The organism is Alkalibacterium sp. 20, assembly GCF_001885615.1.
Classification (GTDB): domain Bacteria; phylum Bacillota; class Bacilli; order Lactobacillales; family Carnobacteriaceae_A; genus Alkalibacterium.
Map to the genome: position 1 here is coordinate 229,962 of NZ_LSRN01000001.1, position 18,498 is coordinate 248,459.

An 18,498-nucleotide genomic window follows, 5' to 3' on the forward strand; every position below is an offset into this window, starting at 1 on the left:
CTACTTCTCCTGTTTTTCAGGACTTCTAAGGTAATACCCTACTCCACGCCGTGTCACTAGGAAATTCGGATGACTTGGATTGTCTTCGATTTTTTCACGCAGACGTCTTACTGTAACATCTACCGTTCGGACGTCCCCAAAATAATCATAACCCCATACCGTTTCGAGTAAGTGTTCGCGCGTCATCACTTGACCGATATGTCTAGCCAGATAATGAAGCAATTCAAATTCACGGTGAGTCAATTCAATAGAATCTCCACGTTTTGAAACAATATAGGCATCTGGGTGAACGGTTAAATCTCCCACTTCTATATCATTAGTTTCTAATTTAGCCGTTTCAGTGTTTTGAATAGATACTTGTCTTCTGACATTAGCTTTTACACGTGCAACTAATTCCCGGTTTGAGAATGGTTTAGTGACATAATCATCTGCCCCCAACTCCAAACCTAATACTTTGTCAATTTCCTGATCCTTGGCGGTTACCATAATAATAGGAATGTCTTTCGTTTTTCGCACTTCTCGACACACTTCGAGTCCATCCATTTTAGGTAACATTAAATCTAATATAATCAAATCTGGATTTTCTTCTTCAACTTTTTGAAGTGCTTCTTCTCCATCAAATGCAGTGACCACTTCAAATCCTTCTTTTTCAAGGTTAAATTTTACAATATCGGAGATTGGCTTTTCATCGTCGACAACTAATATTTTTTTCAAAGACGTTCCTCCTCAGAACTGATTTAGCTTACATAATACTGTGATTCTATTCACTTTGATTATACCTTACCTATAAGGTATGTTCAATTTTACTTCATTATACTCTTTATGTTTATTCAATCAATCTAATTTTTAATGCGTGTGTTTCATTGGCTTTTGCTTTTTTTGTTGGAAATAATTCTAATGACACAACTGAATCATGTTCTAAAACGATAACAGGGATCACTGTATTGAATCCTCTCTCACTAATGAATTTCTGATCGAAGATAGCCAGCCGCTCCCCTTTTTCAACACGTTTATTTTTTTCCACATATGACTGAAATCCTTCACCGTTTAAAAGTAAGGTATCGATACCGATATGAATCAGTACTTTCATACCTCCATCGGTCTGTATATAATAGGCATGTTTAGCATCGGCCACTTCAATCAACTTTCCTGAAACTGGCGCATACACCACTTCAGATGTTGGTCTTATAGCGTATCCATCTCCAATCATCTTTTGTGAGAATAAATCATCCTGCACTTCTTCTATCGAAATAATTTCTCCGTCAGTGACTGCGCTCAGAATCAATTCCTTTGTTTCATGGTTTTGCTCTTTAACTTGATCACCAAACCCATTACTTTGATTACTCATTTTTTTCTCCTTTTTAAAAAGTGACTGATTTAAATCTAAAAAGCTGTAGAGACAGTCTGAATATTGACTGATCCCGCTACTTTTTCACTCTACTTTTTTATTTCTCGAAGCGAACCACAAAAATCCTATTGTGTAGCTACTATTCTAACAATTAAAGCTCATTCAAGCAATATCTTTTCGCTAGCGTTTTAGTTGGTGTTATTTTTACTTCATGGTATTCTAATACTATAGATGTAAAAATCATGAAAATGATCAGTAAAGGAGGCACACAATGGAATTAGGTTATCTTATTTCGCTCATTATTTTAGGTGTATCACTTGTTTTCCTCATCGGAATAGGTGTGTATGCTATGAAAAAAATAAAACCAACACTGAAAAATATTGAACGGACCCAAACAACTGTACAAGATCAAATTGAACATTTCACTAACGAATCCGATGCGATCCAAAAGAAAGTGGATCTTATCATGACACGCGTCGATAGCACCAAAGATGTTGCAGAAATCAATCTAGAACGAATAAACGAATTATCAGATTATGCGTCTAGCTTGTCTCACTCTTTAACTTATTTAAAAGAGCATAGTGGCAACTATTCGAAGGGTATTGTAGAAAACACCTACACAGAGTTAAAAACAGATGGACCTCGTTTAGCTGAAACATTCAAACGCGCTTTCAAAGGAACAGTTGAAAAGCAAAAGCAACGTCACCAAGATAATAATACGCAAACACTATAATTAGTCTGTTTTGAGAGGATGAAAGAATTATGCCAAAAGTAAGTTTATCAAAAGCTGTATTCATGAGCGCCGCTTCTGCCTTTACCGCTTTACTATTCGCTCCAAAAAGAGGAAAAGAATTTAGAGAAGATTTAAAAGATGAAGCTATCAAATTAAAAGATTCAGGTGAAGAAAAAGCACAGGAACTGGTTGAAGATTTTAAAACATCATATATCGAAGCCGAGAGAGAATTAGAATCGGAGCAAGCGAAATTAGATGCAAAACAAGCGAAGTTGAATCAGACAATTGATGAAATCGAAAGAGACCTGGCTTTAAGCGACGCTGAAAGACAAGGAACAACAGAGGCTGACGCTGTTTCAGCTAGTCAAGCGATCTATACGGATCACAAAGTCGGCGATGTAAAAGACACCGCACTCGAACCCGAGCACGATCAAGCTATTCCAAAAGATAAAGTGGATGAAGCTTTACACGATAATTACTTATCAGATGATGAAGATTTTGAAATCGATGAGTCATCTGTCGAGGACGAAGACGATGCTTCATTGAAGGTAAATCCTAACAACTAATTCTAAAAAAAAGGATCCCTTAAAAAGGGATCCTTTTTACGTTCTAGTTTTATTTTCTAACCCAAACAGAAAGCGATTCTGCATTTACCGGAAATGTTGCATGACCTTCTTCGTCAATTGTTATTTCATCTTCTCGATTTTTCAATAAATCAATATAGATATTCCCAGCATGCAAACTTCCTACGTACATATCCTTGTACCCTTCGTCTCCGTTAGATATGATAACAGCACACCCTTCAGGATGCTCGTCATTCCCTGTTCGAGTAAAACCAATACAATTATCATGATCCAAATAATTATTTTGTTCGCCATAAGCGTATTCTTTGCGTGCGTGTAGTAAGGTATCGATCTCGTATTGACAGCCCTCATAATCCACATCGCCATTATATCCATAATAATCTCCATAAAACACACACGGGTAACCATAAGAACTCAATAAAATAAATCCGTAAGCGATTGGTTTAAACCATGGTTCTACATAAGATTCCAAAGCTTGATTGGGTTGAGAATCATGATTTTCTACAAACGTCACAGCTTGCTCGGCATTACCTTTATAAAGCGTCCCATCTAATAATTTCCTTAAGTCAAAATCACGGTACTGTTTACTTGCTTCATGTAAAGCAAAATGGAAACGAACATCCATCATCGAAATAGAATACTCGTGTTCCTCCAAGTAATCTTCCAAGAATTTATAGCGTTGATTCCAATACTCAGCCACAAAAAAGAACTCTTCGCCATGTTTTTCTCTAACGTCTTCGATTAATTCTTTCATGAATGCACTATCGATGTGCTTAACTGCATCTAGTCGTATGCCATCAATTTTTGTTTCTTCAATAAACCAGTGAATCCATTTTTTTGTTTCCTCAACAACTTCAGGATGTCCATAATCAATATCTGCAAACATAAGGTAATCAAAGTTCCCAAATTCTACCGATACATTCTCATCTGGCGCCCATCCTTTTCCTTCACCCTCGATGCGGAAAATCCCATGGTCACCTGTCTTCTCATCCTCTGAGACGCCCGAAAAATGGTACCAGTGCCATTCGAAGTCTGAATATCCACCTTCCCTTCCGGAGAAGTTGAAATAGGTCCACGCCTCGATTTCTCTGGTCTCTCCGACATCTTCATGACGATTGTCTTCATTCACCGGTGTAGCTTCGAACGTTTCTGTTTCGTCTGCTCCACCTCTGTGATTCAAAACCACATCAGCATACACATGAATATCATTTTCATGTAAGGCTTCTATTGCCTCAATCAATTCTTTTTTCGTTCCGTACTTTGTTCTAACCGTTCCTTTTTGATCAAATTCACCTAAGTCAAATAAATCGTATACACCATAACCGACATCATTTTGTCCCGTACCTTTATAACAAGGAGGAATCCAAACAGAAGTTATTCCTATCTCTTTTAAGTGTTCTGCATCTTCTTTCAATCGCTGCCAATGTTTTCCGTCGTTTGGCAAGTCCCATTCAAAGTACTGCATCATCGTTCCATTCATTTTTCTTTCTCCCTCCATTAAGCTATAGCAGGACATACTACACTTAAGTATTTTACAGTGTATGCTCCTTATTGACAACTTTGACGCCTTTTACACATCATTTAATACCCTTAAAATGAACCTGTAAAGAAAGCTTGTATTTCTTTATCAAGAACGGTAAAATCTAGCTATTCACGTTTTGTTTCGTTACACTTTAATGTAGTTTGCTTTAGGAAGGATTGTTTTAGATGAAAAAATTTCTGGATCAATTTTCTGATTGGCCGATACCGATAAAAATCATAGTGAGTTTCGCTTTTGCTATGTTTGTAGGTTCGTTAATTTTGGCTATGCCTTTCAGTCAATTAGAAACATCTCAAGCAACTTATTTTGATCATCTGTTTGGTGCTGTATCCATGGTGGCTGTGACTGGTTTATCTACAGTCCCCGTGGCTCAAACCTATAATTTATTTGGTCAGATAGTTACTTTGGTATTAATAAAATTAGGTGGTTTAGGACTCATCACTATTGTTTCGGCTATCATCATGCAATTTGGTCGTCATGTAAGTATGAAAGAAGAAATCACTATACAACAAGCTTTAAATCGTAGTAATATGAAAGGATTTAGTCATTTTTTACTTAATGTAGTGAAATATACGACGTTGTTTGAGACTATCGGAGCTATCTTGCTCGCTTTCACGTTTGTCCCAATTTTTGGATGGCCGAAAGGCCTGTTTAATTCTATATTTATAGCTATTTCCTCTTTCAATAACGCTGGGTTTGATAATCTCGGAACCGAAAGCATGCAAGCCTTTGTAGACACTCCCATGGTTAATATCGTTATCCCCTTTTTAATCATTATAGGTGGCATTGGTTTTTCCGTCTGGTTTGATCTCGCACGTAATTTTAAACAGTTTAAAAAAGCAAGAAGTTGGATAGATTTCAAAGGTACTTATCGTCACTTGACTTTACATACACGCTTAGTTATCAAGTGGTCGCTATGGCTGATTGTCTCTGCAATGGTTATTTTCACTTTAGCCGAATGGACCAATCCAAATTCTCTAGGTAACTTAAGCTTAACTAATAAGTTACAAGCGATTTTTTTCCAAGCAGTCACTTTAAGGACTGCTGGTTTCAGTACTTTGAATTTTGCTGAATTTCACATGTTTACTCTGGTCGTATTCACTGTTTTCATGTTTATTGGTGGATCTCCAGGCGGAACGGCTGGTGGGGCAAAAACCTCTACTGTTGCTTTAGTCGTCAAGCTCATTGGGACAGAACTAAAAGGACAAACAAACATTAATTACAAACACAGAACATTAGAAATAGACATCGTCAAGCGAGCATTGGTCATTGTCGTTATGTTTATACTACTAAATTTCGTAGCTTTATCATTAATGACAATTTTTGATGAAGAAGTCCCTCTACAATATTTATTTTTCGAAAGTGTCTCAGCCTTTGGTACTGTTGGTTTATCTGCCAATTTGACCGCAACACTTTCTAGATACAGTCAAACCGTTATCATGTTCTGCATGTTTATCGGTCGACTAGGACCTATTACTATCTTCACTGCTTTAGGAAATAGAGATAGAAAAAAACGAGATATTAGATACGCAACCGGAAGTATATTAATTGGTTAGGAGTGTCAATTTTGGTTAAAACAGTTGGAGTATTAGGATTAGGTGTTTTTGGGTCAACCATCGCAAAAGAGTTAGGCGAACAACATTACGATGTCATTGCCGTCGATAAAGATTTAATTGACGTTAATCGTGTTGAGGAATACGTCGTACAAGCGGTTCAAGGTAATTTCACTGATATCGAACTTTTGAGAAGTATTGGTTTTTCTAATTGCGATGTCGTAGTTATCGGAACAGGCTCAAACTTAGAATCAAGTGTTATGGCCATCATGAATTGTAAAAAACTTGGTATTAAACGTATCATAGCTAAAGCGAAGAATCGTACCCATATGGAAATCATGCAGGAAATGGGTGCACATGAAATAATACGTCCTGAAAAAGAAATGGGCGATAAAGTAGCACGAAATATCATGCGTAATAATATATTGGACGTTATTAATTTAGATGAAGAAAACTCCATAATTGAATTTACTGCACCTAAACGCTGGATAGGACGCAGTTTGAAAGATCTGGATTTACGTAAAAAATACCAGATAAATGTTATCGGAATGAAATCAGATCCAAAAGGTAAGTTGTCCATCAATGTTCCACCCGAAGAAAAAATAAAACCTGGAAGCTTTATTGTAGCCATTGGAAATCCAAAAACCTTTGAGCATCTAGATTATACTGATCAGTTAAAATAAATAAAAAAGCTGAAAGGCTGGGACACATTAAAAATGTCCCGGCCTTTCAGCTTTTATTTAAAGTTTCGTTCACAATTGACTTTACTAACTTCTCATTTAGTTTTCTTTCAATTACCCCGATTAAACGCTCTGCATTTCAATTACAGCGGAAGCATATATGTTTCACTACTTAACTCCCTTAAAACGCTCAGAACGCCTATTTTTAAGTTTGACATCCATATAGAGACATCTACCTCTACAATCGACTGCTTGGACATAAAAAGAGTGGTAACCTCTGTAGTAACCTCACTTTATTTGAGGTTAACACAGAAGTTATCACTCTGAATGTTTAACGTGGAATATCGTTTTCAGGATAATATGATAAGGAAGAAAATTTATTATATTCTTTAATAAAGAGCAATTTACATGTTCCTCTAGCCCCAGAACGGTTTTTTTCCAGTATCACTTCAACGATGTTTTCATCTGCCGATTCATCTTCTTCACCGTCTTCACCACGATAATAATCTTCTCGATATAAAAAGGCTACGATGTCAGCATCTTGCTCGATTGAACCAGATTCTCTTAAGTCACTTAGTATAGGACGTTTGTCTTGTCTTTGTTCCACATTACGAGAAAGCTGAGATAAGGCCACAACTGGAACAGACAATTCTTTCGCTAATTTTTTCAATTGACGAGAAATTTCAGATACTTCCTGCTGTCGACTTTCCCGACCAGTACCTTCAATGAGTTGTAAGTAGTCGATTACAACAAGACCAATACTTCCCTTTTCCTGTTTAAGCTTACGACACTTCGCACGGATCTCAGCTGTTCTGATACCCGGCGTATCATCAATGTAAATATTTGCTTTAGACAAACTACCCATAGCTACAAACAATTTTGTGAATTCTTCTTCAGTTAACTGACCTGTTCGCAAATGTGTTGCATCGATCGTTCCCTCCGCACACAACATACGATTAACTAATTGTTCTGCACCCATTTCCAAACTAAATATGGCCACTGTTTCATCTGTTTTTGTCCCGATATTTTGAGCTACATTTAAGACAAAAGCTGTTTTACCGACACCAGGACGCGCTGCTAAAATAATCAATTCATCCTTATGCAAGCCTGAGGTCATCTGATCAAGCATTTTATAGCCAGTAGATAGACCTGTGATATCATCATCATTCTGAAAAAGTTCATCGATATTATTGATCGTATTTCTCAAAACAGTTTCTATATCTACAAATCCGCTTCTGCTTTTCTTCTCGGAAACCTCGAGTATTCTTCTTTCTGCTTCGTCGAGCAGATCGGGGAGATTATCTGTTTCCTGATACCCTTTAGAGGCGATTTCAGTTGCTGTTTGGATTAAATTCCTTAAAATCGCACGTTCCTCAACGATTTTTGCGTAATATTCAACGTTTGCCGCTGTAGGTACGGTCGTAGCAATTTCTGCTAAATAAGGTGTCCCACCTACATCTTCTAATTGATTTTTCGATCCTAAATTATTAGCAATTGTAATAACGTCTATTGCTTCATTTTTCTCATTCAATTCAACCATGGATTGAAAAATAAGTTGATGCGCACGACGATAAAAATTATTTGCTTCAACATACTCCATAGCTGGAATAATCGCTTCAGGATCAAGTAAAATCGAACCTAAGACAGATTGTTCCGCTTCTATATTCTGTGGAGGTAAGCGATCACCTATAACGTCCATCTTGATGTCTAACTTCCTTTCATACTCGTTAACTGTTCCTTAATTGTACCTTATCTTTATTTAAAAGTACATAAGGGAACACATGTTTTAAAATGTTTCACATGAAACATTTTAAAAAACTAGCACAGTCTCATGTCGTTTACATGAGGAACTATGCTAGTTACTTTAACGCTCTAAAATATTACTATTTATTCTTCCGCTGTAACACTTACAGTAATTTCTGCCGTTACATCTTTGTGTAACTTGATGTCCATTTTCTGACTTCCGACCGTACGCATTGGTATAGATTGATTGATCTTACGTTTATCTACTTTGATCCCTAATTGTTTTTCGATAGCCTTAGCAATCTGTTTTGTCGTTACTGACCCAAACAAACGACCATCTTCTGCCGCTTTTTCTTTGATCTCGATTGTGTTTTCTTCCAACATTTCTTTTTCTTTTGTTGCAGCTTCAAAGATTTCATTTTCTTCACGTTCCTGAGCTATATTCTTCATATTCAATTCTTTTTTTGCTGAAGAGGTTGCTTCTTTTGCTAAACCTTTTTTGATCAAGAAATTCCTTGCATAACCGTCGGAAACATTTTTCGTTTCACCTTTTTTTCCTGTACCCTTGATATCTTTTAATAGAATAACTTCCATAGTTTTTAACTCCCTTTATAATTAGTCTAATTGAGAATGTATAACTTCTTTTAATTCTTCTATTATTTCAGAAATACTTTGTCCATCTATCTGTGTTGCAGCATTGGATAAGTGTCCGCCGCCTCCCATTTTTTCCATAATAGCTTGAACATTTATTTTACCGAGACTTCTGGCACTAATACCGACTGTTTCTTCAGAACGTCTAGTTATAACAAAAGCAGCCTCTACTCCCGACATGCTAAGCATCGTGTCTGCCGTTTGAGCAGCTGTAACTGAAGGATAGATTTCGTCTTCTGCCCCGCTTGCAACAGCTATACCTTCGATAACGTAGTTTAATGTTTCAATTAATCGACTACGTCTGAGATAGCTCTCTGGGTCTTCTTTTAATAGTCTTTGTATCATCGTAGGATTGGCTCCGACCGATTGCAGATAACTTGCTGCATCAAATGTACGTGAGCCAGTTCTTAAGCTAAAGTTATTAGTATCCACGACGATTCCACCTAACATAGCAGTCGCTTCAATACGGTTGATCGGTTCTCCATCTGTTGATATATATTCAAATAGTTCAGTAATCAGTTCCGCAGTGGACGACGCATAGGGTTCGATATACACCAGTAATGGATTCTCTGTAAATTCCTCACCACGTCTATGATGATCGATTACCATGTTTCGTTTTGTTTTCTTCAACAGATTTGGTGCAATTGAAAGGACAGGTTTATGATGATCCACCAATACAACCAAGTCATCACTTTTAATCATTCGTTCAGCCTCGGCTGATGAGATCAGATTATTATTCACCTGTTTATACTTTTTAATTTCTTGAAGAAGTTTGTCAACGTCTTTGCTTACTTCATCTTCATCAATGACAACATGCACAGTCTTTTTAAGCATCATGGCAATGCGCGCTATGCCGAGCGAAGATCCTACAGAATCCATATCCGGATTTTTATGTCCCATAACAAAAATCGCATCACTGTCATTCATTAATTTCTGCATGGCTTGACTGATCATTCGAGAACGTACCCGTGTCCGTTTTTCCATGGGATTTGTTTTACCACCATAATAGCGTGGTTCTTCATCAACTGGTTTGACAATAGCTTGATCGCCACCACGTCCTAATGCTAAATCTAAATTATTTTGAGCTAATTCAGCTAATTTATCAAAAGGTTCATCACCATAGGCGAGTCCAAGACTTATAGTCAGTGGTAAATTCCGTTTAGATGTTCGATCTCTTATATTATCTATGATATTAAATTTTTCACTCTCTAACCGTTCCAGCTCTTCTCTATTCAAAAGCAAGAAATAGCGGTCATCGGATATCCGTTTATAGAAAATACCATGTTGTTTACCCCAGTTAGAAAAATAGGTAGTAAGTAGACTATCAAACCCGGATACTCCTCTATCATCTAGACCCTGAGTGATTTCATCGTAATTATCCAGAAACAACCAGCCTACAACAGGACGTATTTTCTCATATTCTTCAGTAACTTTCGCGTATTCGGTTATATCCAATAGATAGAGAGCATTAACATCTTTTTGAAGAGAAACTTTATAAACTTTGTCGTTCCATTCAATTAAATTGAAATCTTCTCTTTTTTCATTATCAAAGTAATCCGATATATCTCGATTCACCTCTCTAATAGGTTCACCCAACAACTGCTGATTGCTCGGTAATTGTAATTGCATATAGGGATTGATCCATTCAATCTGATTTTTTTCATTGAGTAAAATTATACCCATCGGCATTTTAATTAAAGCTTCCTGCTGCCCACGTTTGATTCGGTAAGATAAATTAAGTATATAGTTATTTAATTCTTCATTATATTTATTACTAAATCGCCATATTATAATGAGGGTAATAAAAAAAAATATTAACATTAAAGAACCCAGCCAAATGAAAGCAAAGAAACTCAACACTGTCATAAAGAGCTGAACAGCTACCGCAAATAAAAGCATTCGCTTTAAATAGGGATGGTCCAGTAACTTAGGTAGATTTTCTTCCTTTGACTTATCATTCATATTTTCTCCTCTTGACATCATCGTTATAACTATTCCCTGATATTTTAACACGTTTTCAAGGTCTATTCTATACCTGATATCACATTATAAATGTTTCACGTGAAACATTTATATCAAAAGAAGCTGCAACAGTATACTGTCACAGCTTCTCTAATTTTTTTATTCTTCAGTAACGAATGGTAATAAGCCCATGATACGAGCACGTTTAATTGTTTTCGTTAATTTACGTTGGTTTTTAGCATATGTTCCAGTAACACGACGTGGTAAAATTTTACCTCTGTCTGAAATGAAACGTTTCAATAAATCGACATCTTTGTAATCAATATATTCAATATGATTTGCTGCAAAGAAATCAACTTTACGGCGCTTTTTGCCGCCTCTACGTCCAGCCATGTTATAATCCTCCTTTTATTCTTGAATCAAAATGGTAAATCGTCATCGGAAATGTCGATTGAATCATTATTAGATTCAAATGGATCTTCATCGAAATTTGCGTGATTGCTTTTAGTATTATTCTTTGGAGCTTGATTGTTATTTTGCGAATCATTTGAATTATTCGAGTAATTCTTTGAAACTCCAGCATTAGAACTTGAACCGTCATTTTGTGCACGTTTTTCAGTGACTGATTTAGGTTCGAGCATTTGGAAATTTTCGCAAACTACTTCTGTAATATAAACTTTTCTACCTTCGTTATTTGTGTAGTTTCGTGTTTGCATACGGCCAGTTACTCCTACTAAAGATCCCTTACGGGTAAAGTTAGAGATTATTTCAGCTGTTTTTCTCCAAGCAACACAATTGATAAAATCAGTTTCTCTCTCACCCTGTGCATTGGTATATGGACGTTCTACAGCTACTGTAAATGAAGCAACGGCTATCCCGCTACCCGTATAACGAAGTTCAGCATCTCTAGTTAATCGTCCAACTAGTACGACATTGTTAATCAATCAAAGTGCTCCTTTCTTAAAAGGCAATCAATAAAAATGTTTCACGTGAAACATTAGTTTTCTAGACGTACGATCATATGACGTAAAATGTCGTCATTGATACGTGCTAGGCGTTCAAATTCATTGATAGCTGCTGCATCTGAAGAATTTAAGGTTACTAAGCGATATGTTCCATCGCGGTATCCTTTAATTTCATAAGCAAAACGGCGTTTCGCCCAGTCTTTTGACTCAGTTACTTCAGCACCGTTATCTTTTAAGATAGTTTCAAAGCGTTCTACTAAAGCTTTTTTACCGTCTTCATCAAGATCAGGACGGATGATATATAAAATTTCATATTTAGCTGTCTGACTCATCGTTGACTGTCACCTCCTTATGGACTTTGGCCCCTTCATTTGAAAGAGCAAGGAGAGTATTCTATATAGAGTACTCACCGAAGCATTATAGCACACCACTACTATTAACACAAGGTTTCTTTTAATATGGATAATAGTGACAAAGAAAAAACACAAAAGTAATAATTAAAATAATGATCTATTTTTAAAATTGATATATCTTTATATGTTTTTGTAGAATTTTATTCACAACTACCTTAAGTTTAATCTATATAAAAGTGATATGATCAAATCATCACAATAGATAATACAGGAGGAATTTAATGATCACATTTTTTGGTGGGATTCTATTTTTAATTCTTGGGTACTTCTTTTACGGAAAGTATATCGAGAAAATTTTTGGGATCGAACATCGTCGAACAACGCCTGCTTTTGAACTAGCAGATGGAAATGATTTTGTTGTTATGGGAACACGTAAGAATGCACTGATTCAATTACTAAATATTGCAGGTACCGGACCTATATTTGGTCCAATTATGGGTGCTTTATACGGTCCTGTTGCGTTTGTATGGATTATATTTGGCAACATATTCGCAGGAGCAGTCCATGACTATATGCTTGGTATGATATCACTAAGGAATGAAGGGGCTCATCTTCCAGAATTAGCCGGTCGCTATTTGGGCAAATTTATGAAGCATATTGTAAATGCTTTCGCTGCGCTTTTGCTTTTGTTAGTTGGTACGGTATTTGTAACATCTCCAGCTAACCTCTTAGCTAATCTAACCCCGGAATGGCTAGGGACAGGTGTTTTAATAGCACTTATATTTGTATATTATATCTTATCAACCTTACTACCTATTGATAAATTAATTGGTAAAATATATCCCTATTTTGGCGCCTTATTGATTATAAGTACACTTGCTATATTTATATCACTTGTATCCAGAGGAGAACCCATCCCTAATCTTACTCTTTCCAGTTTCCGAAATCTTCATCCTTCAGGTGTAAGCTTATTCCCGGGTATTTTCTTTACGATATCTTGTGGTGCAATGTCAGGTTTTCATGCTACTCAAACGCCCATTATATCACGAACACTTAATAGCGAATCAGATGCTCGTTTTGTCTTTTATGGCATGATGACTACTGAAGGTATTATTGCCATGATCTGGGCTGCTGCTGCTATGAGTTTCTATGACGCTCCATCATTGAGTGGTGTTATTGCTGATGGTACCGCCTCATTAGCGGTTGAACAAATAGCTCGCCATTACTTGGGTGCCTTTGGCGGTACTCTTGCTATCCTTGGGGTTATTGTCTTACCTATTACATCAGGAGATACAGCATTCAGAAGTTTACGCATGATTATTGCAGATTATTTGAATATCAGTCAGAAAAAAATTAATAAGCGATTACTTATTAGTATTCCGCTTTTTCTAATTTCTATTGGTTTATCATTTATGGATTTCAACATTTTATGGCGTTACTTTAACTGGGCTAACCAAGCTACTGCGGCTATAGCCTTACTCGTTTCAACACGTTACCTATTCTTAAAAGGAAAAAATTATTTAGTCACGCTTATTCCCGCTTCATTGATGCTTTATGCCGTTATAGTCTACTTGTTGAATGAGCAGATTGGTTTCGGATTGTCTTACGTTATTTCATTAGCTTTAGGATTAATCTTGACTATTGGTCTTCTTTCATTGTTCTGGTATTCCGGCTTGAAACAAAAAGAGACACTAGATCCAGAGCATGTTTTATTAAATGACCATTTATCTATTAAAACCATACGAGGATTAAGAAAAAGAGCTTTCAATAACTAATAACATTACAAAAACCCCCGTATCATCAGTAAATTCGTACTGATGATACGGGGGGATTTTTCTATTTATTTTCTCTTTAGATTAATCTGTTTCTTCTTCATTTTCTTGATTTTCAGTTACTACTTCGCTGTTTTCTTCACTTGCGGTTTCTTCTAATTCATTTGTCTCTTCTTCTACTGGTTCAACTTTTTCTAATGTTGATACAAAGACATCTTCTTCAAGTCTCATTAAACGTACACCCTGAGTTGCACGCCCTGTTTGAGAAATGTTTTTTGCATGGAAACGAATAATAACGCCATTCGTTGTGATCATCATGATATCTTCTTCACCATGAACGGTTTTGAGCCCAACAAGTGGTCCGTTTTTATCGGTAATATTAACGGTTTTAACCCCTTTACCTCCACGTCCTCTGATTGCATATTCAGAAGCAGCGGTACGTTTACCATAGCCTTTTTCTGTTATAACTAAGACTTCAGAGTCAGGATTTAAAATATCCATTCCAACGACCTTATCATCTTCTCTTAAGCGTACGCCTCTAACTCCTGCAGCAGCACGTCCCATACTTCTTACATCTTCTTCATGGAAACTTACTGCGTAGCCTTGACGTGTCCCGATTACAATGTGATCTGACCCATGAGTTACAGCTACATTGATCAATTCATCTTCTTCTTTAAGAACGATCGCTTTGAGTCCGCTGGTTCTGATGTTTTCAAATTCAGAAAAGGCTGTACGTTTCACTGTACCCATTCGGGTTGTAAAGAATAAGTGATCAGTTTCTTTAGTTTCTCCTCGAGTACTGATGATGGCTTGTATGTTTTCATCATTGTTGATACCCAAGAAGTTAATGGCAGGTATTCCTTTTGCTGTTCTTCCGTATTCTGGAATTTCATACCCTTTTGCTTTGTACACTTTACCCGTATTGGTAAAGAACAAGAGTAGATCATGAGTCGAGCAGGTAATCAGTGTCTCTACAAAGTCATCTGTGTTCGTTGTCATGCCCTTAACGCCACGACCGCCACGGTGCTGAGCTTTAAACTCAGAAATAGCCATGCGCTTCATATAGCCGTTGTGTGATAAGGTGACAGCAATTTCTTCTTCTTCGATAAGATCCTCATCTTCAATACTGAGAGATTCACCGACAAGCAATTCTGTACGGCGGTCATCACCATGTTTATCAGAAATTTCTTCTAATTCAGTTGCGATGATTTCATGCACGCGCGCAGGGTTAGCTAAAATGTCCGCCAGATCACTGATGAGCTGAATAAGGTCCTGATATTCACCTTCGATTTTTTCTCTTTCAAGGCCTGTTAATCGAACCATACGCATATCCAGGATAGCCTGAGACTGTCGATCACTTAAACCAAAACGTTCCATCAAGGCATTTTTTGCCACATCACCCGTTTTTGAACCTCTGATTATGGTTATGATTTCATCGATATGATCTAAAGCAATGCGCAAACCTTCAAGAATATGTGCGCGTGATTCTGCTTTACGTTTGTCAAATTCTGTTCTTCTTCGGATAACTATCCGTTGATGTTTTAAATATTCAACGAGGATTTCTTTGAGTCCTAAAGTTTTAGGAACACCATTCACGATAGCCAGCATATTGAAGCCGAAAGATGTTTGCAACGGTGTCAATTTATAAAGGTTATTTAAAACAATACTGGCTGAAACATCACGTCTGACATCAATAACAACACGCATACCGTCTCTGTCTGATTCATCATTTAAATCAGTGATGCCTTCAATACGTTTGTCTCGAGCTAAATCTGCTATACGTTCAACCAGTTTTGCTTTATTGACTAAGTAAGGAATTTCATCGACGATAATGCGTTCTTTCCCGTTGGGTTGAATTTCGATTCTTGTTTTGGCCCGAACTTTGATCGAACCTCTACCTGTTTCATAAGCTTTTCTAATGCCTGATTTACCTAAAATCATAGCTCCAGTAGGGAAATCTGGTCCAGGTAAGACTTCCATCAATTCTGCGACAGTTGCGTCTTCGTTTTCCATCACAATACGGCAGGCTTTAATGACTTCTCTCAAGTTGTGTGGTGGAATATTTGTAGCCATACCAACAGCTATACCGGATGCACCGTTAACCAGTAAATTAGGGAAACGGGCAGGTAAGACATTCGGTTCACGTTCTGATCCATCATAGTTATCATGATAATCGGTTGTGTCCTTATTGATATCACGTAGCATTTCCAAGGCCATTTTACTCATACGAGCTTCAGTATAACGCATAGCGGCAGCGCTATCTCCATCGATAGAACCAAAGTTACCGTGTCCGTCAATCAAAGGATTACGGAAACTGAAATCTTGAGACATACGAACCATCGATTCATAAATCGCAGAGTCGCCATGGGGGTGATATTTACCCATGACATCCCCGACGATACGCGCCGATTTTTTAAAGGCTTTATCCGGTGTCATTCCCAGTTCGTTCATTCCATACAGTATACGACGATGTACAGGTTTCAAACCATCACGTACATCAGGCAAAGCACGAGCTACAATAACACTCATTGCGTAGTCCAAAAATGATTTTTTCATCTCACTGGATAAGTTTATTGTTTCCATGCGTGCTTCTCTTTCTTCAGTCAAGTACTTTTTCCTCCTTAAACAAATTCACAACTATATTTACTTTTCATATTAAAATAGCACTCTATTTTATGATTAAACGTCGATATTGGTTACATATTGGGCATTTTCTTCAATGAAAACACGTCTTGGTTCTACTCTTTCACCCATCAGCATATCAAACACCAAATCGGCTTCTATCGCATCTTCAACTGTCACCTGCAGTAAACGTCTATTTTCAGGATTCATCGTTGTTTCCCACAGTTGTTCAGCATCCATTTCACCTAGTCCTTTATAACGCTGTATAGAGGGTTTAGGAGACGTAGGAATAGTTTTAAGGTAATTCTCCAATTCTTTTTCAGTATCCAAGTAGACCTCTTTTTTGCCTTGTTTAACTTGATACAGTGGTGGCATCGCTACATAAACGTAGCCTGCTTCTACCACTGGTCGCATGTAACGGTAAAACAGAGTTAATAGTAACGTCCGAATATGTGCGCCATCGACATCGGCATCGGTCATGATGATCAGTTTATGATAACGCGCTTTATTGATTTGAAATTCTTCTCCAAAACCGGTGCCCATCGCAGTAAAGAGCGAACGAATTTCTTCGTTAGCCAAAATACGATCGATGGTCGCTTTTTCAACGTTTAAGATCTTACCTCGAATAGGTAAAATAGCTTGGAACAAACGAGAACGTCCTTGTTTGGCAGAACCGCCCGCGGAATCTCCCTCAACGATAAAGATTTCTGATTTTGCAGGATCTTTTGATGAACAGTCAGCTAATTTCCCAGGTAAATTACTGATTTCCAGTCCATTTTTCTTACGGGTCACTTCGCGCGCACGTTTAGCAGCCAAGCGTGCTTTAGCGGCGAGTAAGGCTTTTTCCATTATTTTCTTTCCAATTTTAGGATTCTCAACCAAGAAACGATTGAAATGCTCACTAAAGAGACGATCTGTGATCGTTCGTACTTCTGAATTGCCTAATTTTGTTTTTGTTTGTCCTTCAAATTGAGGATCAGGATGTTTGATGCTTAAAACAATCGTTAACCCTTCTCTAGCATCTTCCCCACTCAGGTTTTCTTCATTTTCTTTTAGAAATTTATTTTTTTTGGCATAATCATTGATGATACGTGTGAGTGCCGTCTTGAAACCAAACTCATGCATACCACCTTCATAGGTATGGATATTATTGGCAAAACTCATGATATTCGTGTGATAGCCGTCTGTATGCTGCAAGGCAACTTCAACGACTATCCCCTCTTGTTCACCTTCTAAAAAGATGGGCTCATCGTATAAAACAGTTTTGCTTTGATTGAGGTATCCTACATAACTTTTGATTCCGCCGTCGTATTGATACTCTAAACGGACAGGCTCTTCGGGGCGCTGGTCTTCAATGGAAATAGCTAGCCCACGATTTAAGAAAGCTAATTCACGGACACGTTTCGACAATTTATTGAAATCATATTCCTGTGTTTCCTTGAAAATGTCTGCATCTGCTTTAAAACGGACAACCGTCCCGGATTTATCTGTGTCTCCGATCTCATTCAATTCATTGATTACATCTCCGCGCTCAAAACGCATGTTATGAATTCTGCCGTTCTTATGAACATCCACTTCAAGAAATTCTGAGAGTGCATTCACAACAGAAGACCCTACACCATGAAGGCCACCGGAAACTTTGTATCCGCCACCACCGAATTTACCACCTGCATGCAAAATCGTAAAGACGGTTTCTAATGCCGGACGTCCTGTTTTCGCTTGAATATCGATCGGTATGCCACGTCCGTTATCGCTGACTTCTACAACATTGTCGGGTTTGATTACGATGTCAATATTTTTTGCATGACCAGCCATTGCTTCATCGATAGAATTATCGACTATCTCCCAAACGAGGTGATGCAAACCTTCAGGACCTGTTGTTCCAATATACATACCGGGACGTTTTCTAACGGCTTCTAATCCCTCTAAAACTTGAATCTGACTGGCATTATATTCTTGTACCTCTTTTGGCGTTATTTTTTCATCTGCCAT

General features: G+C 37.4%; 16 protein-coding genes. 5 read left to right on the forward strand and 11 right to left on the reverse strand.

What is annotated here, in order from left to right; translation table 11 throughout:
• Complete coding sequence (gene yycF, locus AX762_RS01165; RefSeq protein WP_071847330.1) at positions 1–714, reverse strand: response regulator YycF; 714 nt, start codon at positions 712–714, stop codon at positions 1–3.
• Between the two features lie 112 nt (positions 715–826).
• A complete protein-coding gene (locus AX762_RS01170) occupies positions 827–1,348 on the reverse strand; it encodes a PTS glucose transporter subunit IIA (protein WP_071847331.1) in 522 nt (173 codons plus the stop codon).
• 271 nt (positions 1,349–1,619) lie between these two features.
• On the opposite strand from AX762_RS01170, the gene AX762_RS01175 reads away from it, so the two are divergent.
• Together AX762_RS01175 and AX762_RS01180 are read left to right on the forward strand one after the other, a co-directional pair.
• The gene (locus tag AX762_RS01175) at positions 1,620–2,081 is read left to right on the forward strand and encodes a DUF948 domain-containing protein (protein ID WP_071847332.1); all 462 of its coding nucleotides are present in this window, start codon (positions 1,620–1,622) and stop codon (positions 2,079–2,081) included.
• A 29-nt stretch (positions 2,082–2,110) separates the two neighbouring features.
• Entirely contained in the window at positions 2,111–2,647 is a 537-nt protein-coding gene (locus tag AX762_RS01180) for a YtxH domain-containing protein (protein WP_071847333.1), read from the forward strand.
• 49 nt (positions 2,648–2,696) lie between these two features.
• Here AX762_RS01180 and AX762_RS01185 read toward each other — a convergent pair whose 3' ends face one another.
• Positions 2,697–4,145 (reverse strand): alpha-amylase, encoded by a 1,449-nt coding sequence (locus AX762_RS01185; RefSeq protein WP_083432726.1) that lies wholly within the window; start codon positions 4,143–4,145, stop codon positions 2,697–2,699.
• A 227-nt stretch (positions 4,146–4,372) separates the two neighbouring features.
• On the opposite strand from AX762_RS01185, the gene AX762_RS01190 reads away from it, so the two are divergent.
• Positions 4,373–5,761 carry a TrkH family potassium uptake protein gene (locus AX762_RS01190; RefSeq protein WP_071847335.1) on the forward strand — a complete coding sequence of 463 codons (1,389 nt, stop codon included), beginning with the start codon at positions 4,373–4,375 and terminating at the stop codon, positions 5,759–5,761.
• Positions 5,762–5,763: 2 nt separating this feature from the next.
• Positions 5,764–6,441 carry a TrkA family potassium uptake protein gene (locus AX762_RS01195; RefSeq protein ID WP_256244337.1) on the forward strand — a complete coding sequence of 226 codons (678 nt, stop codon included), beginning with the start codon at positions 5,764–5,766 and terminating at the stop codon, positions 6,439–6,441.
• A gap of 328 nt (positions 6,442–6,769) precedes the next feature.
• Here AX762_RS01195 and dnaB read toward each other — a convergent pair whose 3' ends face one another.
• From dnaB to rpsF, 6 genes are all read right to left on the reverse strand, one after another.
• Positions 6,770–8,137: a replicative DNA helicase gene (gene dnaB / locus AX762_RS01200; RefSeq protein ID WP_071847336.1), complete on the reverse strand. Its 1,368-nt coding sequence runs from the start codon at positions 8,135–8,137 to the stop codon at positions 6,770–6,772.
• Between the two features lie 188 nt (positions 8,138–8,325).
• The gene (gene rplI, locus AX762_RS01205; protein ID WP_071847337.1) at positions 8,326–8,775 is read right to left on the reverse strand and encodes a 50S ribosomal protein L9; all 450 of its coding nucleotides are present in this window, start codon (positions 8,773–8,775) and stop codon (positions 8,326–8,328) included.
• A 21-nt stretch (positions 8,776–8,796) separates the two neighbouring features.
• Positions 8,797–10,794 (reverse strand): DHH family phosphoesterase, encoded by a 1,998-nt coding sequence (locus tag AX762_RS01210; protein WP_071847338.1) that lies wholly within the window; start codon positions 10,792–10,794, stop codon positions 8,797–8,799.
• A 159-nt stretch (positions 10,795–10,953) separates the two neighbouring features.
• Positions 10,954–11,187 carry a 30S ribosomal protein S18 gene (gene rpsR, locus AX762_RS01215; RefSeq protein WP_071847339.1) on the reverse strand — a complete coding sequence of 78 codons (234 nt, stop codon included), beginning with the start codon at positions 11,185–11,187 and terminating at the stop codon, positions 10,954–10,956.
• Between the two features lie 26 nt (positions 11,188–11,213).
• Positions 11,214–11,738, reverse strand: a complete 525-nt coding sequence (ssb, locus tag AX762_RS01220; protein WP_071847340.1) for a single-stranded DNA-binding protein — start codon at positions 11,736–11,738, stop codon at positions 11,214–11,216.
• Positions 11,739–11,791: 53 nt separating this feature from the next.
• Positions 11,792–12,091: a 30S ribosomal protein S6 gene (rpsF, locus tag AX762_RS01225; RefSeq protein WP_071847341.1), complete on the reverse strand. Its 300-nt coding sequence runs from the start codon at positions 12,089–12,091 to the stop codon at positions 11,792–11,794.
• Between the two features lie 302 nt (positions 12,092–12,393).
• Between rpsF and AX762_RS01230 the strand changes: the two genes are divergently transcribed.
• Positions 12,394–13,887: a carbon starvation protein A gene (locus tag AX762_RS01230; RefSeq protein WP_071847342.1), complete on the forward strand. Its 1,494-nt coding sequence runs from the start codon at positions 12,394–12,396 to the stop codon at positions 13,885–13,887.
• A gap of 81 nt (positions 13,888–13,968) precedes the next feature.
• On the opposite strand, the gene gyrA is transcribed toward AX762_RS01230, so the two are convergent.
• Together gyrA and gyrB are read right to left on the reverse strand one after the other, a co-directional pair.
• Entirely contained in the window at positions 13,969–16,467 is a 2,499-nt protein-coding gene (gene gyrA / locus AX762_RS01235) for a DNA gyrase subunit A (protein ID WP_143139249.1), read from the reverse strand.
• Between the two features lie 96 nt (positions 16,468–16,563).
• Entirely contained in the window at positions 16,564–18,498 is a 1,935-nt protein-coding gene (gyrB, locus tag AX762_RS01240; protein WP_071847344.1) for a DNA topoisomerase (ATP-hydrolyzing) subunit B, read from the reverse strand.